Below are 1309 nucleotides of genomic sequence, written 5' to 3'. Positions count from 1 at the left end.
GGCCTCCGAAGCCGAAGGTCGTGGGTTCGATCCCCGCCAGCCGCGCCACATCAAACGTGTTTCCAGCCCGCCGGCATGCGCTTTTTTCCGCGGTGTCGCTGGCTGCCAATCGACCGGGCTGCCGCGCGTGCGCGCCGCGCCGGGGTAGGGCGATTCGGTCCTTGTGTGTCAGGACCGGCGTGTCGGTCGTGGCCTGTAAAAGTTCCATGGGATTGGAGAGGTAGGCAGTGCCGCACACCGGGTGCTGGCACTGGGCCTGCCACAGCGCCTGCTGTCTGGAACGATGGCGGTCTTCCCGCGTTCGTTCCACAGAGGGACGCCGTTGACGGGAAAGTGACGCGCTTCGAAGCCGTAGAACCCGGCCGTGGTGTGCAGCCTCTGGGGGGATGGCATGATCGGCGCGTGGCGCTTGGCTGGGTGGGCAACGGTCCCGGGAAGGCGGCCCCGGTACCCACCGCAGAGCAGGTGCTGCACGCCAGCGCGAAACGCGGCACAATGGATCGCAGGAGACAACGCAACGGGCCGTTTGCGTTCCCGGCGGGCGCAACGGCGAGGAGCCGGCGACCATGATCGACGACCTGCGGGACGGCAACCATGCCGACAAGCCTTGTCATTTGCGCACGCTGGCCGATGTAGCGCGGGTGGCGCTGCAGCTGCGGCGCGAGCCGGCGGCTGCGCTGCGGCAGGTGGGGCGTGACCTGGACGTGCTGCTGGAGCGCGCGCAGGCCGACTTGCGACAGGTGCTGGCGCTGGCCCATGCCGGCGAACTGGTGGGGGTGCCACCCAATCTGGCGCGCTGGCCAGCAGACGAGGCGTTGGCCTACATCGAGCAGCATCTCGATCTGCTGGTCAAGGTAAACCGGGGCGAAGCGCACCTGCGTGCGCTGCAACAGCGTCGCCCCGAGCTGTACGCGCGCGCCGCGGTGTGGCTGGAGGTGGCGCGGCACCACTACGAACGTTCTCACCCGGACGGTGCTGATCCTGCCGAGCGGAGGTGAGTGCGGGGTCGGGGGGCTTGTTTGTCGGAAGCCGGGGTGCTTGGTTGGGCGTGCGTTGCGTCGGTCTTCGCGACAGCGTGGTACACCGCCATGACCGCATGCTATGAGGTGAAGGCACGCCCATGGGTGCGACGGCAATGGGCCCGATGAGGTACATCGCGCCTCCATCGAGACTGCGGACGCCCTCATCGCGGCTGTGGCAACGGCCGATGAATTGATCGTGGCAACACGTGATGCAAGTCCTGTGGAAGTGGCTGGGCTGGCCGTTGTCAACCCTGGGGAGGAGCGGTAGAGTTTGTTGAGGGGGGCAC

At 67.7% G+C, this 1309-nt stretch carries 2 protein-coding genes; one reads left to right on the top strand and one right to left on the bottom strand.

What is annotated here, in order from left to right; all coding sequences use genetic code 11:
- The coding region (locus V7Z54_RS05275) for a hypothetical protein (protein ID WP_334134917.1) at positions 1-310 on the bottom strand (310 nt) is incomplete at its 3' end.
- Between the two features lie 256 nt (positions 311-566).
- Between V7Z54_RS05275 and V7Z54_RS05270 the strand changes: the two genes are divergently transcribed.
- On the top strand, positions 567-998 hold the full coding sequence (locus tag V7Z54_RS05270; RefSeq protein WP_334134915.1) for a hypothetical protein: 432 nt from the start codon (positions 567-569) through the stop codon (positions 996-998).
- Positions 999-1309: the final 311 nt, after the last annotated feature.

The sequence above is a fragment of the Tepidimonas sp. genome (genome assembly GCF_036824975.1).
Classification (GTDB): Bacteria; Pseudomonadota; Gammaproteobacteria; order Burkholderiales; family Burkholderiaceae_C; genus Tepidimonas.
This window is presented reverse-complemented; position numbering and strand designations above follow the sequence as displayed.